14 protein-coding genes are annotated in these 20,455 nt (G+C 69.9%); 7 read left to right on the forward strand and 7 right to left on the reverse strand.

Features of this window, described 5'->3' with window-relative positions; translation table 11 throughout:
- Window positions 1-105: 105 nt before the first annotated feature.
- Together ACIBH4_RS33830 and ACIBH4_RS33835 are read left to right on the forward strand one after the other, a co-directional pair.
- Window positions 106-1,665: a GMC family oxidoreductase N-terminal domain-containing protein gene (locus tag ACIBH4_RS33830; RefSeq protein WP_362518883.1), complete on the forward strand. Its 1,560-nt coding sequence runs from the start codon at window positions 106-108 to the stop codon at window positions 1,663-1,665.
- 323 nt (window positions 1,666-1,988) lie between these two features.
- Window positions 1,989-3,164 (forward strand): cytochrome P450, encoded by a 1,176-nt coding sequence (locus ACIBH4_RS33835; RefSeq protein WP_362518887.1) that lies wholly within the window; start codon window positions 1,989-1,991, stop codon window positions 3,162-3,164.
- A gap of 49 nt (window positions 3,165-3,213) precedes the next feature.
- On the opposite strand, the gene ACIBH4_RS33840 is transcribed toward ACIBH4_RS33835, so the two are convergent.
- Window positions 3,214-5,634 (reverse strand): hypothetical protein, encoded by a 2,421-nt coding sequence (locus tag ACIBH4_RS33840; protein ID WP_362768973.1) that lies wholly within the window; start codon window positions 5,632-5,634, stop codon window positions 3,214-3,216.
- 553 nt (window positions 5,635-6,187) lie between these two features.
- Here ACIBH4_RS33840 and leuS point away from each other — a divergent pair.
- The gene (gene leuS, locus ACIBH4_RS33845; RefSeq protein ID WP_362518892.1) at window positions 6,188-8,656 is read left to right on the forward strand and encodes a leucine--tRNA ligase; all 2,469 of its coding nucleotides are present in this window, start codon (window positions 6,188-6,190) and stop codon (window positions 8,654-8,656) included.
- Window positions 8,657-9,144: 488 nt separating this feature from the next.
- On the opposite strand, the gene lexA is transcribed toward leuS, so the two are convergent.
- Window positions 9,145-9,855, reverse strand: coding sequence for a transcriptional repressor LexA (gene lexA / locus ACIBH4_RS33850; protein WP_350945914.1), 711 nt, complete (start codon window positions 9,853-9,855; stop codon window positions 9,145-9,147).
- Between the two features lie 839 nt (window positions 9,856-10,694).
- Here lexA and ACIBH4_RS33855 point away from each other — a divergent pair.
- The 4 genes from ACIBH4_RS33855 (at window position 10,695) to ACIBH4_RS33870 (ending at window position 15,644) form a co-directional block, all read left to right on the forward strand.
- Entirely contained in the window at window positions 10,695-10,970 is a 276-nt protein-coding gene (locus tag ACIBH4_RS33855) for a LysM peptidoglycan-binding domain-containing protein (protein WP_362768976.1), read from the forward strand.
- A 484-nt stretch (window positions 10,971-11,454) separates the two neighbouring features.
- The gene (nrdR, locus tag ACIBH4_RS33860) at window positions 11,455-11,916 is read left to right on the forward strand and encodes a transcriptional regulator NrdR (RefSeq protein ID WP_350945916.1); all 462 of its coding nucleotides are present in this window, start codon (window positions 11,455-11,457) and stop codon (window positions 11,914-11,916) included.
- 84 nt (window positions 11,917-12,000) lie between these two features.
- Window positions 12,001-14,823 carry a vitamin B12-dependent ribonucleotide reductase gene (locus ACIBH4_RS33865; RefSeq protein ID WP_362518704.1) on the forward strand — a complete coding sequence of 941 codons (2,823 nt, stop codon included), beginning with the start codon at window positions 12,001-12,003 and terminating at the stop codon, window positions 14,821-14,823.
- Window positions 14,824-15,035: 212 nt separating this feature from the next.
- Complete coding sequence (locus tag ACIBH4_RS33870) at window positions 15,036-15,644, forward strand: cadmium resistance transporter (protein ID WP_362768979.1); 609 nt, start codon at window positions 15,036-15,038, stop codon at window positions 15,642-15,644.
- 125 nt (window positions 15,645-15,769) lie between these two features.
- Here the strand turns inward: ACIBH4_RS33870 and ACIBH4_RS33875 are convergent, their stop codons facing one another.
- The 5 genes from ACIBH4_RS33875 to ACIBH4_RS33895 form a co-directional block, all read right to left on the reverse strand.
- The gene (locus tag ACIBH4_RS33875) at window positions 15,770-16,684 is read right to left on the reverse strand and encodes an amidohydrolase family protein (RefSeq protein WP_362518732.1); all 915 of its coding nucleotides are present in this window, start codon (window positions 16,682-16,684) and stop codon (window positions 15,770-15,772) included.
- 61 nt (window positions 16,685-16,745) lie between these two features.
- On the reverse strand, window positions 16,746-18,038 hold the full coding sequence (locus tag ACIBH4_RS33880; RefSeq protein ID WP_362768981.1) for a VWA domain-containing protein: 1,293 nt from the start codon (window positions 18,036-18,038) through the stop codon (window positions 16,746-16,748).
- Window positions 18,031-19,053, reverse strand: a complete 1,023-nt coding sequence (locus ACIBH4_RS33885; protein ID WP_362768984.1) for a MoxR family ATPase — start codon at window positions 19,051-19,053, stop codon at window positions 18,031-18,033. Before ACIBH4_RS33885 ends, ACIBH4_RS33880 begins: the two co-directional genes overlap by 8 nt.
- Before the next feature lie 20 nt (window positions 19,054-19,073).
- Window positions 19,074-19,376 (reverse strand): EthD family reductase, encoded by a 303-nt coding sequence (locus ACIBH4_RS33890; RefSeq protein ID WP_362518745.1) that lies wholly within the window; start codon window positions 19,374-19,376, stop codon window positions 19,074-19,076.
- A gap of 40 nt (window positions 19,377-19,416) precedes the next feature.
- Window positions 19,417-20,454 carry a molybdopterin cofactor-binding domain-containing protein gene (locus ACIBH4_RS33895; RefSeq protein WP_362518748.1) on the reverse strand — a complete coding sequence of 346 codons (1,038 nt, stop codon included), beginning with the start codon at window positions 20,452-20,454 and terminating at the stop codon, window positions 19,417-19,419.
- Window position 20,455 lies beyond the last annotated feature (1 nt).

The raw sequence follows: 20,455 nt of genomic DNA on the forward strand, positions 1-20,455 counted from the left end.
GTAGCGCGGCCACGAATTGACTGGCAAAGCGTGGGGGAGTAAGCAGATGAGAGCGCGCTTACGGGGAGATGAGCCGGTCGTCTGTGTGATGAGAGGTCATTGAGCGTGGAGTACGACTACGTCATCGTGGGCGCGGGGTCGGCCGGATGCGTGCTGGCCAACCGTCTTTCCGCCGACCCTCACGCGAGGGTCGCCCTCATCGAGGCGGGTGGTTCCGACCGGAGACTCGAGGTCCGGATGCCCGCCGCCTTCGCCAAGCTGTTCAAGACCGAGTGCGACTGGGACTTCACCACCGTCGGGCAACCCGAGCTGTCCGGCAGGGAACTCTACTGGCCGCGCGGCCGGATGCTCGGCGGGTCCTCCTCGATGAACGCCCAGATGTGGGTGCGCGGGCATCGCGCCGACTACGACGGATGGAACGTGCCAGGCTGGTCCTACGAGGAGGTCCTTCCGTACTTCCGCAGGGCCGAGCGCCGCACGGGCTCCAACCGTGGAGACGTGTACGGCACGAAGGGCCCGATCCACATCTCGGAGCTGCGCTCCCCGAACCCCGCCACCGCGCTCTTCCTGCGGGCCTGCGAGGAGTTGGGCATCACGCGCCTGGACGAGCTCAACGGCCCCTCCAACGAGGGCTGCTCGCCGACACCCGTCACCCAGCACAGGGGCCGCCGCTGGAGCTCCGTCGACGCCTACCTCGCCCCTGCGGCCGGGCGCCCCAACCTCACCGTGCTGACCTCCTCGCGCGTACGCCGGGTGCTCGTCGAGGACGGGCGGGCGACCGGGGTGGAGTACGGCGACGGCGACGCAGCGGTGGCGCGGGCGCGCGGAGAGGTCATCCTGTCGGCCGGGGCGATCGGCTCACCGCACCTGCTGATGCTGTCGGGCATCGGCCCGGTGGACGAGTTGCTGGCCGCGGGCGTCGAGCCGGTCCACGAACTGCCCGAGGTCGGAGCCAACCTCCAGGACCATCTCGCCTCGGGCGTCTTCCTGCACTGCCTCAAGCCGATCACCCTCGCCGGTGCCGAGGCGCCCGGCAACCTGTTCCGCTTCCTGGCCCAAGGCCGGGGCATGCTCACCTCCAACGTCGGCGAGGCCGTGGCGTTCATCCGCACCTCGGACGAGGAGCCCGCCCCCGACATCGAGCTGATCTTCGCTCCCGGGTCGTTCATCGGCCACGGCCTCACCCCGCCGCCCGGGCACGGCCTGACCATCGCCTCGGTCCTGCTCCGGCCGGAGAGTCGAGGCCGCCTCTCGCTGGACGGCGAGGACGTCGTGATCGACCCCGGCTACCTGACGGCGCGGGCCGACGTCCGCCGTCAGGTAGCCGGGCTGCGCAAGGCCGGGGAACTGTTCGCCACCGAGGCGCTCCGGCCACTCGCGGGACCCCCGATGGACCCGTACTGGGGTCCGAGGACCGAGGAGGGGCTCGTTCGCTGGATCCGCGAACGCAGCGAGACCCTCTACCATCCGGTCGGCACCTGCCGGATGGGTGAGGATCCCGGATCGGTGGTGGATTCCGCCCTGAGGGTGAGGGGGATCGCCGGTCTGAGGGTGGTCGACGCCTCGATCATGCCGGTCATCCCCCGGGGGCACACCCACGCGCCCACCGTGATGATCGCCGAAAGAGCCGCCGACCTCGTCGCCGGGGACTCGTTGAGGCGTTGAGGCGTTGAGGCGCGAGGTGCCGGGGCGCTGTGCGTTGTGACGTCGGTCACCGGACGCCTCCCGCGTACCGGTCGCGCGGGAGGACCGGCTTGGCCGGGCTCCGGCCTTCCTTTCGCAGGGTCGCAGGGGGGAGCATGTTCTCCAGGCCGGGCGCTTCCCGCATCAGGAGTGCTCCGGGAAAGGCGACGACCTCGTTCTGTGCTGGTTGAGGTGAGGGTCCTGTGGCAGGATCCAAGAAACAGAACGCGGTTCTAGTGGAGGCTGGCGTGACGGTTTCACTCGCGGACATCGACCTGTCGGACATCTCCTTCTGGGAGCGGCCGATGGCGGAGCGGGAGGCCGCCTTCGCGGTGCTTCGCGCGCAGCCGGGCCCCGTCCTCTTCGCCGAGCCCGAGATCCCCTTCGCCCCGCCGGGCCCCGGCTACTACGCCCTCGTGCGGCACGCGGACATCATCGAGGCGAGCCGCCACCCCGACGTCTTCTCCTCGGGCCGGGGGGCGACGTCCATCCAGGACCTCGGCCCCGACTTCGGCGAGTACTTCGGCTCGATGATCAATATGGACGACCCCCGGCACGCGAGGCTGCGCAGGATCGTCTCCAGGGCGTTCACGCCAAAGATGATCAAGCAGTTCGAGGTCGACGTCGAGGCCGCCGCCGTGCGGATCGTGGACGATCTGATCGCGAAGGGTCCCGGCTGTGACTTCGTGACCGAGGTGGCGGCGAAGCTGCCCTTGAAGATCATCTGCGACATGATGGGCATCGGCCCCGAGCACTACCAGGCGGTCTTCGACGCCACGAGCATCATCCTGTCGGGCGGCGACCCCGAGTTCATCGCCGATGTCAGCCGCGCCGCCGAGCTGCTCCTCGGCGCGGGACAGGGGCTCCAGGACCTCGTCGTCTCCCTGGCCGCCGAGGGCGGAGACAACCTCACCACCGCACTGACCAGCGCCAACATCGACGGTGAGAAGCTGACGATGCAGGAGCTCGGCTCGTTCTTCATCCTGCTGGTGGTGGCGGGCAACGAGACCACCCGCAACGCCATCTCGCACGGTCTGCACCTGTTCAGCGAGAACCCCGACCAGCGGGCACTGCTGCTCGAAGACTTCGAAGGGCGCCTGCCCGGTGCCGTCGAGGAGATCGTCCGCCTCGCCTCGCCCGTCGCCTGGATGCGCCGCAGCCTCACCCGCGACTACGAGATGAACGGCCACCTCTACCGCGAAGGTGAGAAGGTCCTGCTGTACTACTGGGCCGCCAACCGCGACGAGAGCGTCTTCACCGACCCGCACCGCTTCGACATCCAGCGCACCGAGGGCCCGCACATCGGCTTCGGCGGGCCAGGGCCGCACTTCTGCCTCGGCGCCCACCTGGCCCGCCGCGAGATCACCGTGATGTTCCGCGAGCTGTTCACCCGCCTGCCCGACATCCGTTCCGAAGGGGAGCCCGACCGTCTGCGCTCCAGCTTCATCAACGGCATCAAGCGCATGAGGTGCACCTTCTAGCCTTCCGTGACTTTCCGGCGCTCCTCGACCTTCGGGACGGGCGCGGTGCTCACCGCTCCAGCGCGCGGATCGACTTGAAGACGGTGTTGATGTCGGGGAGCAACTCCTTCTTGCTGTCCGGCACCGACATGTAGACGATCGCGGGCAGGTCGGCGCCGGTGCTCACGGCGGCCACGACCATGGTCGTCTTCGAGTCGCCCGCGGTGATCTCATACGCGGCGAGCTGGCCGGGCAGGCCGTTCACCGACAGGGTCTGCTGGGCGGTCTTGCGGGCGGTGTTTCCCTCGGGGAAGAACTTGTTGCGCCCGCTGGAGGCGACCGCGTTGATCACCGGTGCGAGGTTCTCGGGCGAGGTGTACTTCGCCTTCAAACGCGGTGAGAGGGGGCCCGACATCAGCTGGGCGAACTGGGTCTTGCCCGTGGAGTCCGCGCCCGCCGGGAGATACTGGCGGGTCGTGAAGCCGTAGCTGGCGGGCATGCCGGGACGCTGGTCCTGCCGCCAGGGGGCGCCGAGCTGGGCCAGGGTGATCCCCGCCTGCTGGTCGGTGAGCGTACCTGCCACCGGTGAGGCGTCGCCGGTGAAGCGCGGCAGACGGCCGATGGCGGCGGGCTTGGTCGACTTCTGGGTCGCCGCGGGCTTGGGGTCGGAGGGGATCTCCTCGTCGGCCGAGGCAAGCGGCCCGGCCAGGAAGGCCCAGAGCACCGCGCCGAGCAGCGCGATGGCCACGGATCCGGCGAGCGCGAAGATCCAGACCGGTCGGCCCCGCTCCCCGTCCTCCTCGTCCTCGATGGCCTGGTAGTTGTCGCCGAAGACCGTGTTCCACAACTCCTGCTGGCGCTCCGGCGGAGGCGTCTTCGGGCCGCTGATCTGACCCGCGGTGACGAACGGCTTGTTCGGGTCGGACGGGTCGCGGCTCAGGTGATGACCAGGCTGGCCAGGGTGGTTCACCTGACCAGGCTGAGGCTGACCCTGCTGGGGGCCGCCCTGTCGAGGGTCGGCTCCGGGGTGAACAGGGGGTGCTCCCAGAGCCGAGGACGCGTTGGGAGCCTCCGCGTTCGCCGCGGCCAGGGCCCACATGGCGGGGTTGTCGGGCACGCCGTAACCGCGCCGGGCGTTTTCGCCGCCGGAGTCGCCGCCGTTCTGGACACCGTTCGGGTGGCCGCCATCGGGTGAGGTGCCGCCGAAGGGGGTGGCGCCGGGGTGGGAACCCTGAGCGGTGCCGGGTAGGGCGCCGCCGGAGCGAGCGGCCGGAGCGTCACCGTTCGCCCAAGCGGGGGAGAACGTCGAGGTGGGGGCCTCGGCGAACCCCGCGTTTCCCGGGGAGGCCGGGGGCCAGGTGTCACCGCCCGCCGGAGAGGCGGGCGGCCAGGGGGCGTTCTCCGCCTGCGCCGGCGGCCACGCGTTGTTCTCCGCCGAGGGGCGACCGGAGGGCTCGTGCCCCGGTGCGGTGGCCTGCCACGTCTCCCCCGCCGCGCCGGAGCCCTGCCGCTGGGCGTTCCCCTGCGGGCCGGTCGCCTGTGCCCAGCTGTCGGCCTGCGGGTTTTGTGTGCGGCCGTCGCTGTGGGGTGGGGTGGGGGGCCAGGTGTCGTTGGGGGTGCCTGCTTGGGGCCAGCCGCCGGAGGAGTCTGCCGGGGGAGTCTGGCGTTGGTCGCCGTTGTGGGACTGGGGGGAGGTGGGCTGCGGCCATCCGTTGCCGTTCCCGGGTGGGGTCTGGTGCGGGTTGTCGGTGCCCTGCGGGCCCGATGCCTGCGTCCAGCTGTCGGCCTGTGAACCGGATCCCTGCGCCCAGCCGTCGTTGTTCTGCGGGGCTGACGCCTGTGCCCAGCTGTCGGCCTGCGAACCGGATCCTTGCTCCCAGCCGTCTGCTTGAGAGCCGGAACCCTGGGGTCGGCTGTCGGTCTGGGGAGCCGAGGCCTGTGCCCAGCCGTCTGCTTGCGGGCTGGTCGCCCGTGCCCAGCTGTCGGCCTGTGAACCGGATCCCTGCGCCCAGCCGTCGTTGTTCTGCGGGGCTGACGCCTGTGCCCAGCCGTCAGCCTGAGGTGTGGTCGCCTGTGCCCAGCCGTCGTTGTTCTGCGGGGCCGACGCCTGCGCCCATCCGTCGTTGCGCGGGCTGAAGGCATCCGGCCAGCTGCTGACCTGAGGGGTGGTCGCCTGTGCCCAGCCGTCGTTCTGCGGGGCTGAGGCTTGCGCCCAGCTGTCTGCCTGCGGGCTCTGCGGGCGACCGTCGCTCTGGGGCGGGGTGTTCTGGGACCGGCCGCCGCCGGGGATGTCGGCCTGAGGGGTGGAGGCGCGCTGTCCTCCGCCGGGTGAGGTCTGCCAGGAGGAGCCGTTGCCGCTTTGTTGTTCATCTTGCGGGAGGGGCAGCCGGGGTCCGGTGCCAAGCGAATCGTTCGACCACGAGGGCGACGGCTCGGCAGCCTCCGGCCATGCCGAAGGCAGGTGGGACTGGCTGGACTGCTCCGAGGCCATGCTTTCCTTACCTCCCGCGCGGGTGCCCGAATTAGGCGTATTGGGCATGGTCTCACGTGAGACGGGGGGGTTCGCAGGGAAACTGGAGAACGCTCCCCTGAACTGGAGTCCGGTGGGATCGGTCGGTGGATCCTGCATGGGCAGGCCGACCTCCATCGGATCCGGGCCCTGCCCCGGCTCTGCTGAATGTGCCACGGTTAGAAGAGTAAACGCGAGAGACATACGAGGTCACAACAGGCGTATAGCCATCGGGTCTCGTTGCCCCGGGGAGAACGGGAGCCTCCATTCTGCTGACCTGGCCGGATCCTGTCTCCTGTTTGCCGTGATCGGCCCTGTTTTCGCTGGCCACGAATACGCCTTGCGGGCTGCGATAGTCTTGCCCTATGCGTGCCGCGACCCTGCTTATCGGGCCGCATCGGCCTTCCCGTCCCTGAGCGCCCTGCCGATGCGGCTGCCCTCCGCGTGAGCGGGGGGTTTTTGCATTGGGCCGGACGGGTCAGACCATCCACGCAGGCATACCCCGAGGAAGATCGACGTGAGCGAGCGAGCCGACATGCAGAGCGACGAGCAGCACTATGACCCGCAGGCCCTGCAGGTCAAGTGGCAGCGCAGGTGGGAGGAACTGGATCCCTTCCGGGCCTCCGACGACCCCGCCGACCCGCGCGAGCGGCGCTACATGCTCGACATGTTCTCCTATCCCTCGGGCGACCTGCACATGGGGCACGCCGAGGTGTTCGCCCTGGGCGACGTCATCTCCCGCTACTGGGTCCAGCGCGGCTACAACGTGCTGCACCCCGTCGGCTGGGACTCCTTCGGCCTGCCCGCCGAGAACGCCGCGATCAAGCACAACGCGCACCCGGCGGAGTGGACCTACGCCAACATCGAGACCCAGGCCAACTCCTACAGGCGCTACGCGATCTCCTTCGACTGGTCCCGCCGTCTGCACACCAGCGACACCTCGTACTACAAATGGACCCAGTGGCTCTTCAACCGCTTCTTCGAGCGTGGTCTGGCCTACCGCAAGGGCGGCCTGGTCAACTGGTGCCCGAACGACCAGACCGTGCTCGCCAACGAGCAGGTCAAGGACGGCAGGTGCGAACGCTGTGGCGCCGAGATCGTCCGTCGCGAGCTGACCCAGTGGTATTTCAAGATCACTGATTACGCCGACCGGCTGCTGGACGACATGTCCCTGCTGGAAGGCGGCTGGTCCGAGCGTGTGCTGACGATGCAGCGCAACTGGATCGGCCGCTCCGAGGGTGCCGACGTCGACTTCGTGATCGAGGGCCGGGACGAGCCGGTCACCGTCTACACCACCCGTCCCGACACCCTGTACGGCGCCACCTTCTTCGTGGTCGCCCCGGACGCGCCGCTGGCCGAGGAGATCGTCACCGACGACCGGCGCGAGGCATTCGAGGCATACCGGGGCGAGGTGTCCAAGCTGTCCGACATCGACCGGCTGTCCACCGAGAAGGAGAAGACCGGCGTCTTCCTGGGCCGGCACGCGATCAACCCGGTCAACGGTGAGCGCATGCCGGTCTGGGCGGCCGACTACGTGCTGTCCGACTACGGCCACGGCGCCATCATGGCCGTGCCCGCCCACGACCAGCGCGACCTGGACTTCGCCCGTACCTTCGACCTGCCGGTACGGGTGGTCGTGCACACCGGCCTGGCCGATCCCGGCGAGACCGGTGTCGCCACCACCGGTGACGGCGCGATGGTCAACTCCGGCCCGCTGGACGGCCTGGCCAAGGCCGAGGCGATCCGGAAGATCATCGAGGTGCTGAGCGAGCGGGGCACCGGTCACTTCACGGTCAACTTCCGGCTGCGTGACTGGTTGCTGTCCCGCCAGCGCTTCTGGGGCTGCCCGATCCCGATCATCCACTGCGCCGACTGCGGCGAGGTCCCCGTCCCCGACGACCAGCTGCCCGTCACGCTGCCCGACATGCGTGGCGAGGCCCTGGCGCCCAAGGGCATCTCTCCGCTCGCCTCGGCCGAAGACTGGGTCAACGTCTCCTGCCCCAAGTGCGGCGGCCCGGCGAAGCGCGACACCGACACGATGGACACCTTCGTCGACTCCTCGTGGTACTTCCTGCGCTACGTCGACCCGGCCTACGACGAGGGGCCGTTCGACGTCGAGCGCGTGCGCAGGTGGGGTCCGATCGACCAGTACATCGGCGGCGTCGAGCACGCCGTGCTGCACCTGCTGTACGCCAGGTTCTTCACCAAGGTCCTGCACGACATGGGAATGATCGACTTCGTCGAGCCCTTCACCCGCCTGCTGAACCAGGGGCAGGTCATCAACCAGGGCAAGGCGATGTCCAAGTCGCTGGGCAACGGCGTCGACCTGGGCCAGCAGATCGACGCCCACGGTGTCGACGCGGTCAGGCTGACCGTCGTCTTCGCCGGACCGCCCGAGGACGACATCGACTGGTCCGACGTCTCCCCGGCGGCCTCGCAGAAGTTCCTCGCCCGCGCGTTCCGCGTCATGGCCGAAGCCGGCGCGGCCTCCGCGCCCGGCGTCGACGTCACCGCGGGAGACCTGAACCTGCGCAAGGTCGTCCACCACACCATCGACGAGGTCACCAAGCTGGTCGAGTCCCACCGCTTCAACGTCGCGGTGGCCCGCATGATGGAGCTGACGAGCGCAGCACGCAAGGCCATCGACTCCGGCCCCGGTGCCGCCGACCCGGCGGTCAGGGAGGCCGCCGAGACCCTAGCGGTCATGCTGTCCCTGGTCGCGCCGTACGCGGCGGAGGAGGGCTGGGAGCGGCTGGGACACGCCGCCTCGGTCGCCACCGCGGGCTGGCCGGTGGCCGACCCGGCGCTGCTGGTCCAGGAGTCGGTCACCTGCGTCGTCCAGGTCGCGGGCAAGGTGCGCGACCGGCTGGAGGTCTCCCCGGAGATCTCCGAGGCGGACCTGGAGTCGCTGGCCCTGCGGTCGGAGAAGGTTCAGCCCTTCCTCTCCGGCACGCCGCGCAAGGTGATCGTCCGCGCACCCAAGCTGGTCAACATCGTGCCGTAGTCGTCCCGCGTGCTCTCGGGCCGCTGACGACGGACGGCTGAGTGACTGTCATGGCCGCGGCCGTCCCGCGTGCTCACGGGGTCGCTACGAACTCGGGGTGCCTTTGCGAGGGCATCCCGGGGGGCGCGCGTCAGCTCGGCCGGTGTGTCCCCGTGACCACTTCAGGGGAGAATCCGCACCGCTTCAAGCGGCGGGCCTCCATCTCGGCCTCGCCGGGTGGGTTCCCGTGCCCGCCGACGAGAGAGCTTCCCGGGGATGTCCCATCACCTGAGAACGCCGGATGGGGCTCGACATATGATGTCGAGCCCCATCCGGCATGTCGTTCTATGGCGTGTCGCACAGAAAGCTGGAGGCGCGTGATGCTGAGCTCGCGTGGCCACGGTGTGGCTCGGTCCGGACCCGCGTGCCGTGCGACGTTCTCGAGCGGCGATGCCTCCACGGGCCGGAGCCTGTGGAGAGCGCTGAGGAGCCTGCGTGGGACGCTCGCGTCAGAGCTTGCGGAGGACCGCGACGACCTTGCCGAGCACGGTGGCCTCGTCGCCGGGGATCGGGTCGTAGTTGGGGTTGTGCGGGACCAGCCAGACGTGGCCGTCTCTGCGCTTGAAGGTCTTGACCGTGGCTTCGCCGTCGATCATCGCGGCGACCACGTCGCCGTTGTCGGCGACCGGCTGCTGGCGCACGACCACCCAGTCACCGTTGGCGATGGCGGCCTCGATCATCGAGTCGCCGGTCACCTGGAGGAGGAAGAGCGTGCCCTCACCGACAAGCTGCCTGGGCAGGGCGAAGACGTCTTCGATGCTCTCCTCGGCGAGGATGGGGCCACCGGCGGCGATCTGACCGACGAGGGGCACATAGGCGGCGGTCGGACGGCTGACCGGAGTCTCGTCCTCACCGGAGTCGGGATCAACCCACAGCACGGGCTCGCCGGGAAGGCGTACCTCCAAGGCACGGGGGCGGTGCGGATCACGCCGCAGGTAGCCCTTGCGCTGCAAAGCCGTCAACTGGTGCGACACGCTGGAGGTGCTGGTGAGCTGCACCGCTTCGCCGATCTCCCGCATGGACGGCGGATAGCCGCGCTGCTGCACGGAATCACGGATCACCTCAAGGATCTTCCGCTGCCTGGGGGTGAGGCCAAGGGAGTCACGCCTTCGCACCGCCAGATCGCTGGCGGCCGAACCGTTCTCGTTGTGCTGGCTCATACGAACTCCTCGCCTCCCGGTCTGTATTTAACACGTCGCACACAGCGACCATACCTCGGCCGAAGATCATACTCAAACAATTGTTCGAATGTCCTCGAAATCGGCGACGCCGTGGTGTACAACATCGTACGGGAGTTCGATCGACATCGTGTTCGATTCACCGATCTTTCTTCGACATGTGTTCGGCCAGGTCGAGGGGATGGGGGGCCACCGTGAAACCGACCGCGACGACACCACGATCCAGGATCGCGCCGAGGTCCCGGGCGGCGCAGCGATCACCGGGGGCGCCGCACCTGCGGCTCGTGCCGCCCCCGAGGCCGGAGCCCGGTTCCGCGCCGGAGTCCGGGCGGAGGTCCGAGGCGAAGCAGGGGTGGGAGGCCGCCTGGGACTCGGTGCCGGGGGCGCGCCTCGGCCGCGAGCCGGGGCGAAGGTCCGGCAGGGAGCCCGAGCGGGCCTTCGAGCGTGAGCCCGGGCGGGGATCCGGCCGTGAGGCGGCGCGAGGGTCCGGCCGTGAGGCGAGGCGGGAATCCGGGCGAAAGCGGGGGCGTGCCTCGCGTGAGCCTGAGCGAAAGCCCGGCGGGGCCTCCGGGCGTGAGCCTGGGCGGAGTCCTGGCCGCGAGGCGAGGCGGTCGCTCGGGCGTGAGCGGGGGTGGAGCCCCGGCCGTGAGCGAGGACGGTGGTCCGGGCGTGATCCGGAGCGGGGAGCCGGACGCGGGGCCGGGCCGAGGAGGGCGCCGCGACCGGCGACGGCATCCTCGGTGGGCGCACGCCGGCCGGGTGCCGGCCGGAAGGGGGCGACCCGGCGGCCCCTTCGGCTCACCCGCCGTGGAAGGATCGTCGTGGTGGTGTTGCTCGCACTGTTCAGCCTGGCGGTGCTCTGGGTCGGCGGGCGCATCGACATGGTCGCGGCGGACGAGTGGGCGGGCCTTGAGGGGCTGCCGCGGATCACGGTGCACGCGGACGACACGCTGTGGGAGATCGCGGACGCGCTGACGAAGGAGGCGGACACCGGCTCGACGGTGCGTCGCATCATGGACCTCAACGGGCTGTCCGGCTCGGAGGTCCGGCCGGGGGCCCGGCTCTATCTCCCCGAGGGCCTCGTCTCCGTGAGATGAGGCCGGTCCGAGCTCCGGCGATCGGGCCGGGGCTCGTGCGACCGCTACGGCGCCCGGTCGAGCTCCGTCGGGACGGTCGGCGAGAGGGGTGGGCCTCGTTTCAGCGGGATGGGGTCGGTCGGCGGCGCGGATGGGGCGAGGGGTGTAGAGGGGGTGCGAGGGTCTCGTCTGACGGGTCGCCTGGGACGACTGTGAGGGAAGAGGCGCCCGGGGTGAGATGGGTCTTGCGCGGGTGGCGACACGCCGGGACGTGAGGGCTGATCAGCGACTTCGTGCCGCAAGGTCGTTTCAACTTGCGTTCATGGTCGAGCACTTCTACGGTTGGACCACAACATCTAGTGGCTGCATCGCAACACTTCACCACAGCTTGTGTTTCCATTACCGCATCTCGACTATTCAAGATGTGTGCGCGGGCGTCTGGCCGTGCGTGTCGTGGGTAGGTGAGGTGGGCCGGCCGCTTCGGTAGGTCAAGGAGGCGACACGCGTGCATTGTCCGTTCTGTCGCCATCTAGACACGCGAGTCATCGACAGCCGGGCCACCGAGGACGGCGGGGCGATCCGCCGCAGGCGCACGTGCTCGGAATGCGGGCGCAGGTTCACCACGCAGGAGACCGTTCTGCTCATGGTGAGCAAGCGCAGCGGTGTGACGGAGCCGTTTTTCAGGGACAAGGTGATCGCCGGGGTCCGGCGGGCGTGCCAGGGGCGGTCCGTCAGCGAGGATTCCCTGGCGCAGCTGGGCCAGCGGGTCGAGGAGAGCATCCGGGCCACCGGATGCGCCGAGATCGCGGCCCACGAGGTCGGGCTGGCCATCCTGGGCCCGCTCCGCGAACTGGACGAGGTGGCGTACCTGCGGTTCGCCTCCGTCTATCGCGGTTTCGAGACACTGGCCGACTTCGAGGCGGAGATCGAGCGGCTCCGGGCGGAGCGCTCCACCAAGCAGGACTGATACAGACCCCGGGCGTCGGGGGTGATGCGGCGCGTTGGTGTGGTCCGATTCGAGGGTTCCACGGAGCCCCAGAAGGGGGAAGTCATGACGGAGACCGCCGGTGCGGTGACACGTGGAGGCAAGAGGCCGCGTAAGGGCCTGAAGATGAAGCGCATCTTCACCACGCCAGGTGTGCATCCCTATGACGAGCTGGTCTGGGAGCGCCGCGACGTCGTCATGACCAACTGGCGCGACGGCTCGATCAACTTCGAGCAGCGCGGTGTCGAGTTCCCCCGGTCGTGGTCGGTCAACGCCGCCAACATCGTGACCACCAAGTACTTCCGCGGGGCGGTCGGCACCCCGCAGCGGGAGTGGAGCCTCAAGCAGCTGATCGACCGGGTGGTGGGCGTCTACACGCGTACGGCGGTCGAGCACGGTTACTTCGCCACCGACGAGGACGCCGAGATCTTCGACCACGAGCTCAAGCACGCCCTGGTCAACCAGGTCTTCAGCTTCAACTCGCCCGTCTGGTTCAACGTCGGCACCGCGTCGCCGCAGCAGGTCAGCGCGTGCTTCATCCTGGCCGTCGACGACCAGATGGAGTCGATCCTCGACTGGTACAAGGAAGAGGGGGTGATCTTCAAGGGGGGTTCCGGCTCCGGCGTCAACCTCTCCAGGATCCGTTCCTCCAAGGAGTTGCTCTCCAGCGGGGGCACCGCCAGCGGCCCGGTCTCCTTCATGCGCGGCGCGGACGCCTCAGCGGGCACCATCAAGTCCGGGGGCGCCACCCGCCGCGCCGCCAAGATGGTCGTCCTCGACGTCGACCACCCCGACATCGAGGAGTTCGTCGAGACCAAGGCGCGCGAGGAGGACAAGATCCGCGCCCTCCGTGACGCCGGGTTCGACATGGACCTGGGCGGCAAGGACATCGTCTCCGTCCAGTACCAGAACGCCAACAACTCCGTGCGCGTCTCCGACGAGTTCATGCGCGCGGTGGAGAACGGTGAGGAGTTCGGCCTGCGCGCCCGCCTCACCGGCGAGGTCATCGAGAAGATCGACGCCAGAGAGCTGTTCCGCAAGATGGGCAAGGCCGCCTGGGAGTGCGCCGACCCCGGGGTCCAGTACGACGACACGATCAACGACTGGCACACCAGTCCGGAGACGGGTCGCATCACCGCCAGCAACCCCTGCTCGGAATACCTGCACCTGGACAACTCCTCGTGCAACCTGGCGAGCATCAACCTGCTGAAGTTCCTGAAGGACGACGACACCTTCGACATCGCGAACTTCGTGATGATCACCGAGCTGATCATCACCGCGATGGACGTCTCCATCACCTTCGCCGACTTCCCGACCGAGAAGATCGACCAGACCACCCGCGCCTACCGCCAGCTGGGCATCGGCTACGCCAACCTCGGCGCGCTGCTCATGGCCACCGGCCACGCCTACGACTCCGACGGCGGCCGGGCGGTCGCCGGGGCCATCACCTCGCTGATGACCGGCGTCTCCTACCGCCGCAGCGCCGAACTCGCCGCGGTCGTGGGCCCCTACGACGGCTACGCCCGCAACGCCGACGCGCACAAGCGGGTCATGCGCAAGCACAACGACGCGAACGAGGCCCTGCGCACGTTCGACGAGATCGACGGTGCCATCCACCGCGAGGCCTCCAGCCAGTGGAGCGAGTGCCTCAGGCTCGGTGAGAAGAACGGTTACCGCAACGCCCAGGCCTCGCTCCTCGCCCCAACCGGGACCATCGGCCTGATGATGGACTGCGACACCACCGGCATCGAGCCCGACCTGGCCCTGGTCAAGTTCAAGAAGCTCGTCGGCGGCGGCTCCATGCAGATCGTCAACCAGACGATTCCCCGCGCGCTGCGGCGGCTCGGCTACCAGGAGGAGCAGGTCGAGGCGATCGTCGAGTTCATCGCCGAGCACGGCCATGTCGTCGACGCCCCCGGCCTGCGGCGCGAGCACTACGAGGTGTTCGACTGCGCGATGGGCGAGCGCGCGATCGCCCCCATGGGCCACGTGCGCATGATGGCCGCGGCCCAGCCGTTCCTGTCCGGAGCCATCTCCAAGACGGTCAACCTTCCCGAGTCCGCGACGATCGAGGACATCGAGCAGGTCTACATGGAGGGCTGGAAGCTCGGCCTGAAGGCCCTGGCGGTCTACCGCGACAACTGCAAGGTCGGCCAGCCCCTCTCGGCCTCGGGCAAGAAGACCGAGGAGAAGGAGAAGCCCGCCGAGCCGGCGATCCAGGTCGTGGAGATCAGCCGCCCGACCCGCCGCCGGATGCCGAACCAGCGCCCCAGCACCACCACCCGCTTCACCGTGGGAGGTGCCAAGGGCTACATGACCGCCTCGTCCTACCCCGACGACGGCCTCGGTGAGGTCTTCCTGAAGATGTCCAAGCAGGGGTCGACCCTCGCGGGCGTCATGGACGCGTTCTCGGTGGCGATCTCCATCGGCCTGCAGTACGGGGTGCCGCTGGAGACGTACGTCGGCAAGTTCGTCAACATGCGCTTCGACCCGGCCGGTATGACCGACGACCCGGACGTCCGCATCGCCGCCTCGGTGATGGACTACATCTTCCGCCGTCTGGCCCTGGACCACCTGCCCTACGACGACCGCGCCGCCCTCGGGATCTTCTCCGCCTCCGAGCGTGCCGCCCAGCAGCGCGGTGAGGACCCGGCCCCGATCCACACCGACGAGGTCATCGCCGAGCTCGCCACCTCGGCTCCCATCGAGGAGCCGCAGTCCCGCCCCGAGGCGGCACCCGCAAAGACCTCGAGCCGCACCGGCTCCCTGGAGTCCCACCAGGGCCGCACCGCCGACGCGCCTCTCTGCATGACCTGCGGAACCAAGATGCGTCCCGCCGGCAGCTGCTACGTCTGCGAGGGTTGCGGCTCCACCAGCGGCTGCAGCTGATTCCGAGCTGATTCAGAGCAGAGAAGCAGCGTTGGGTACGAAAGCCGAACCCGCATAACGCTCGCCAGAAAAGGGGGCCGGAGTTGACTCCGGCCCCCTTCTCGGCTCCTGGACGTTCTGGGGCTGTGCAGCGAGAACACCGTGATCGCCCGTCGTTTTCGCGGCCGGTAGGGTCGCCGGGGACATCTTGGGGTTGAGGGGAACGTCTCATCGTGAATGCGGGCATCATCGGGCAGGCGGTGGGATTGTTCGCTGTAACCAACATCGACGATATTTTGATCTTGGCGTTGTTCTTCGACCAGGGCACCGGACATCGCGGAGCCGCCGCGCGGGTGGTGGCCGGTCAGTATCTCGGCTTCCTGGGCATCTTGGCTGTGGCGGTGGCCGCGGCTTTCGGCGCCACCTTCCTCCCCGAGCCGGTCCTGCCCTACCTGGGCCTGCTCCCGCTGGCCTTGGGCATCAAGGCGGGCCGGCAGGCGTGGAAGGCCCACCGCGACGGGCGCAACGGAGCCGGGCAGACGGCGGAGGAGCATGCCGGTGGGCCCAAGGTCCTGGAGGTGGCCGCGGTCACCTTCGCGAACGGCGGCGACAACATCGGCGTGTACGTCCCCGTCTTCGCCACCGCCGGCATCGGATCGATGGCCGTCTACGTCACCGTCTTTCTGGCCTTGGTGGCCGTGTGGTGCGTTGCCGGGCGGTTCTTCGCCACTCGGCCGATCGTCGCCAGGGCACTGAGCCGGTGGGGACACATTCTGCTGCCGATCGTGCTGGTCGGCGTCGGCCTGCTCATCCTGATCGAGGGCGGCGCCTTCGGGCTGTAGAGCTTCGTCACGCGCGGCGTACTCCGACAACACGGACCAGGGGCGGCCGGTGGCGCGTACGTCTGAGCCGAGTCCTCACCGCCGACGGCCGGGTGACGACATCGGCCTTCACTCCCGGCGGCCTCTCACAGGCGATAGACCCGGCGGGCGGTGGCGGCGAACACGTTCTGGACGGTCTGGGGGGACCGGCGGGCGAGAACCTCCTGCCAGGTGGAGACCAGGGTGGGAAGGTCGGTCCAGATCTTCTCGATCGGGAAGTTGCTGCCCCACATGCAGCGGTGGGAACCGAAGGCCTCCAGGCAGGTGTCCGCGACCATCTCGATCAGCGAGCGGTCCACGCGGTGCACGAACGTGCCCTGGCCGGTGAGCTTCACCACGACGTTGGGCCGCTCGGCCAGCAGCCTCAGGCCGCGTTTCCACTCCGCCACCCGGGACGCCCCGGACTCTTCGAGCATCCCCGCGTGGACCAGCACGAACGTGACGTCGGGGAAGTCGTCCACGAAACTCGCGGCGTCGGCCATCTGGTCGGTGAACACCTGGAGCTCGAACAGCCAGCCGAGGTCGGCGAGCGAGGCGATGTTGCGCCGGAAGACGGGATCCTTCATGCGGTCGGGGGCCGAGGCGAAACGGAACTCGGGCCGCTCGTGCCAGTGCAGTTGCAGGCGGGTTCCCCTCATGAGCGGGGTGAGCGCGGCCTGGCGGCGCATCACGTCGGCCGCGCCCTCGTCGAAGAGGTCCGCCGAGCCGATCACGGCCATCGGCCAGCCGGTCTCCGCGTGGGTGTCGCGCAGCCAGCGCACCTCGTCCAGGCAGCGGTCGAGAGACCAGTTGGCCTGGACGTAGACCGAGGAGGTGATGCCGCAGGCGGTGGCCTCCTCGACGTACTCCGACACCGGGTAGTCGCGGCGGATCGGTTCGTAGGGGCCGAAGATGCGCGGGATCATCTCTCCCTGGAGCCAGGGCAGGTCGGTGGCGCGCCAGATGTGGTGGTGCGCGTCGACGATCCCGGCGGGAGCCGGACGGGCGGTGGTGTCGTTCATCGAATACCTCCGGCGTGGAGCCCTCCGGCCCCTGGGCGGGGACGCGGGACCGTGAGGGATGTCATGGGCGGGTCCCCGTGGGGCGTGGGATGGGCCACCGCCTGGCCGCCGCGCCCCGAGGGCCGGACAGGACCGCGGGGAGGCGGCGGACCTCCGCGAGGGCGGTGGGCAGGTCGCGCACGCCGCCGAGGTGGTCCAGGTGGGGGAGCTGGGCGGCCATGGCGCGCGTAACCGGGCTGTAGTCGGGGGAGCACGCCAGCGGTGACCACCAGACGAGCCGGTGGCCCAGGCGGGACAGGCGGGCGGTCGCGCGGACCATGGGGACGTGGTCGCCGCGTTCGAGCCCGTCGGAGAGCACGATCACGAGCGCGCCCCTCGCGAGCGCCACGAACCGGGGGACGCCCAGGAACTCGTGCAGCGCCGCCCCGATCGCGGTACCGCCGTCGGCGTCCGTGACCAGCTCGGACACCGCGCGCAGCGCCCGGCCGGGGTGGGGGTGCGACAGCACGGAGGTGATCCGGGTGAGCCGGGTGCCGAAGGTGAAGACCTCGGTGCGGGCCGGCGCCGCGCGCAGTGCCGTGTGCGCCAGGCGGAGCAGGTCGGGGGTGTGCCGCCGCAGCGAGCCCGAGACGTCGACCAGGATGAGCAGGCGGCGCGGGCGCGGGGGCCGGGCGCGCAGGCGCAGCTCGATGATCTCCCCGTCGTGGCGGCGCGTCCGACGCCAGGTGTGCCGCATGTCCAGCCGGTCGCCGGAACGCGCCGGGCGCCGCCGCCTGGACGGGGTCGGGGGCAATGCGGCGGGCCAGGCGGCCTCCAGCGCGCGGATGACCGGGCGCCACCGGTCGTCGGCCGCGTCGAAGTCCCGCCTGCCGTACGTGCTGAGCGTGCTGGCCTCGACGCCGTCGCCGGGCAGCACCTCTCGCGGGGCGGGGTCGTCCTCGCCCGGCCCCTGGGGGGAGGGGGCCTCGCTCTCCCCCGCCGGGGGTGGCGGTACGGCGTCCGGAGGGCTGCCCTGCCGGAACCATGCGGTGAAGACCCGGTCGAAGGCGGCGAGCTCGCCGATGTCGTGCAGCAGGGTGATCCGGGCGTACCAGTACAAAGCGGTCAGGTCACGCGGTGGTGACGCGCCGACCGTCCGCAGCAGGTCGGCCTGTTTCGGCAGCGCGGTGGTCACGCCGGCGGCGCGCAGCGCGGACAGGAACCCCCACAGATGACGCGCGGCGAGGGCGGCGGGCTCGAAATCGTCGTGCGGCTCCCTCGCGGGGACAGCGGCTGTGGGGGACGGCTCTTCAGGGAGAACCACGGGTTCGGAGCCGAGGGACGGGCCTCCCGCGACGGCGGCGGGCTCAGACATCGCCGAACAGCTCCTCCGCGTGCCCGGCGAGCAGCCGGGTGTCCTCCTCGTCCTTGATGAGCAGGCCGAGGGCACGGCGCAGCGCCACGGGCCACGGGCTGCCGCCCTCGGCGAGGGTCACCGCCCCCCTGGCCCACTCCACGGACTCGGCGATACCGGGCCGTTTGAGCAGCGGCAGCTCGCGTACCCGCTGGACGGCGCGTACCAGCCCTTCGGCCGCCGTCTCCTCCAGGCCGGGTACGGCCGCACGCAGGATCGCCCGCTCGCGGTCGACCTCGGGGAAGGCGATCCAGTGGTAGAGGCATCGCCGTTTAAGGGCGTCGTGCAGCTCGCGGGTCCGGTTGGAGGTGAGCACCACGATCGGGGGCGTGCGAGCCCCGATGGTTCCCAACTCGGGGACGGTGATCTGGAAGTCGCCCAGGAACTCCAGCAGGAACGCCTCGAACTCGCTGTCGGCGCGGTCGATCTCGTCGATGAGCAGGACCGCGCCGCGATCGGACTCCAGGGCGCGCAGCAGTGGCCGTCGCAGCAGGAACTCCTCGCGGTAGAGGTCGCCGACCTCCTGGCCGCGACTTTCCGCCACCCGGACATGCAGGAGTTGCTTGGGATAGTCCCATTCGTACAGTGCCTGTCCGGCGTCCAGCCCCTCGAAGCACTGGAGCCGGATGAGCTCCCGGCCGACGACGCGCGAGAGCACCGCGGCGACCTCGGTCTTCCCGACTCCCGGTTCCCCCTCGAGCAGCAGCGGCCGGTCCAGCCGCAGCGCCAGGTGGACGGCTGTGCGAAGGCCCTCGTCGGCGAAGTACCCTTCCCGTTCGAGCGCGGCGGCGAGCGCGTGCTCGTCCGGCGGGCAGGCCACCGCCGACTCTCCGCCGGCCGCCGACTCTCCGCCGAGCGCCGGCCCTCCGCCGGCCGCCGGGGAGGACCCGGCCGCCGAGGAGGACCCGTCGGCGGGGAAGGCCCCGTCGGCCGCCGGGAAGGACCCGCCGGGCGCGGAGGGGAACCCGCCGGACACCGGGGACGCCCCGCCGGGCGTCACAGCTGGGCGTGCTCGGTCGTGAGCAGGTGGACCCGCTGGGTGGTGTGCGCGGCGGCGTCGGCCGCGGCGGCCTTGCCGTGCTCGGAGCCGAACGCGGCGGCGCGGGCGTCCTCGTCGTCGAAGTAGAGCTCGTTCACCGAGTCGAACGGCGCGTCATCGCCGTTGCTGACGCTCACCGTGTACTTGCGCAGCCCGGGAAGCTTCTTGGCGAACTCGACGTGGTCCTCCACGACCCACTTCGCGAACTCCTCGTGGGACATGTTCTCCGCGCGCTTGAGCAGCGAGACGACTTTCAGCATGGTTATCGGTTCCTTCGGATCGGGTGGGTGTGCCGGGTGTTCAGGTGTCCTCGCGCGAGGACACCTCGTGCGGGGCGTCTCGCGCGAGGGCGTCCAGCCCGCGCAGGACGCGTTCGGGGGTGAAGGGCATCGCCGTGATACGTACACCGCAGGCGTCGTAGATGGCGTTGGCGATGGCGGGGATCGGCGCGTTGGCGGTCATCTCGCCGATGCCCTTGGCGCCGTAGGGGCCGTTGCCCGCGGGACGTTCCAGGAACAGGCTGTGCTGTACGGGGATGTCGGCCGGGCCCGGCATGAGATAGTCGGCGAAGTCGCGGGGCCCGTGGTCGCGCCGCGGGTAGTAGGGCTCGGTGGTCTCGAACAGGGCGTGCGACACGCCCATCCAGGCACCGCCCTCGACCTGCTGGGTCGCCATGGCGGGGTTGAGCGCGCGGCCGATCTCGTAGGCGTTGTACAACTCCAGCACCTCGACCACCCCGGTCTCGTCGTCCACCTCGACGACGGCGACCGTGCACGCGTGCGCCTGGCACGAGTCGGGGTCCATCTCTCCCGTCTCGGGCACCGGCACGCTCGGCTCCTTGAGGAAGATGCCGCGTCCGGAGATCGTACGGCCGTGCTTGAAGTGCGCGGCCATGGCCAGGTCGGTGATGTGGATGCTCGGCTCGTCGGAGCCCTTGAGCTTGATGACGCCGCTGCCGTCGGTCTCCAGGTCCCCGGCGTCGACCTCCAGCTCCTCGGCGGCGACCTCCAGCATCACGCCGCGCGCCTCGGCCGCCGCCATGATGACGGCGTTGCCGACGCGGTGGGTGCCCCGGCTGGCGAAGGTGCCCATGCAGTGCGGGCCCGTGTCGGTGTCGGCGGTGTTGACCAGGACGTTCTCGATCGGCAGGCCGAGCGTCTCGGCCGCGCACTGCGCGGCGATCGTCTTGATGCCCTGGCCGAGGTCCACCGAGGAGAGCGTGATCACGAAGGTGCCCGTGGTCGTGGAGTGGATCAGCGCCTGTGAGGGGTCGCCGCCGAGGTTCATGCCGGTCGGGTAGTTCACCGACGCGTATCCGCGCCCGCGCAGCCTGGCCATG

The organism is Streptosporangium sp. NPDC050284 (assembly GCF_044459525.1).
Taxonomy (GTDB): domain Bacteria; phylum Actinomycetota; class Actinomycetes; order Streptosporangiales; family Streptosporangiaceae; genus Streptosporangium.